Genomic DNA, 771 nt, shown 5'->3' with positions numbered 1-771 from the left:
CCCCGAGGCCCGCGTGACCAGCCATGCGGCAACGCTCCCCGACAAAACCACCGCCAGCGCGGCCACCAACATCAGGCGCAGCACCAGCGGTCCCGGCAGCAGCCAGCCCGGCGCGTCGCGCTGCACGGCGGCGGGGCGGTGGCGGGGCGTCATGGGCGCTCCGGCGCGGGAGCGCCACGGGCGCGGAGACAGGCGCTGGGCATGGGACGGAGCAATGCGGGCAAATCCCGACCAATATACGCAGCCTCTGCGCCCGGGGGCCTGGGTGGAACCCTTGCATACGGGAGCTTGCGCGCGGAAACCCGGCATCCATCGATTAGTCGCTAGCGCGACACCAAGGGTTTCCCCGAGTTCCAAGGCAGCACCGCGTCAAGGCGGGAAACACTATCCAGCTCAGCGCCGACACCGATAGCCCGCCGCGGGACAGCGCACCCGGGTGGGAAAATCGGGCGATGCACCCCAAAGCCCTGCTCGATGTCTGCGCCGAACTCGTGCGGCTCACCCTCCGGTTCGAACACCCCGCGGACGCGCTGCTGGCGCGCTTTTTTCGCGCCAACCGGGGGCTGGGGCCGCGCGAGCGCGCGACGCTGGCCGAGACGGTCTACAGCGTGCTGCGCAGCAAGCTCCTGTTCGAGCACCTGGCGGCGTCCGGCGCGGGCCCCGGCGAGCGGCGCCTGGCGATCCTGGGGGGCCCGCGCGACTTCCTCATGCCCGCGCTGAACGCGCAGGAGAAGTGCTGGCTCGCGCAGTGCGACGCCGCCCGGCCCGACG

At 72.2% G+C, this 771-nt stretch carries 1 pseudogene; it reads left to right on the top strand.

Annotated features, from left to right (window positions below):
- Nucleotides 1–452: 452 nt before the first annotated feature.
- A pseudogene (locus VTU_RS26090) lies at nucleotides 453–771 on the top strand (SAM-dependent methyltransferase); the annotation flags it as partial.

Origin of the sequence: Verminephrobacter aporrectodeae subsp. tuberculatae At4, assembly GCF_000193225.1 — a bacterium.
In the GTDB taxonomy this organism is placed as follows: Bacteria; Pseudomonadota; Gammaproteobacteria; order Burkholderiales; family Burkholderiaceae_C; genus Acidovorax; species Acidovorax aporrectodeae.
Note: the sequence above shows the minus strand (reverse complement) of the source record. Positions and strands in the feature narration are given on the sequence as shown.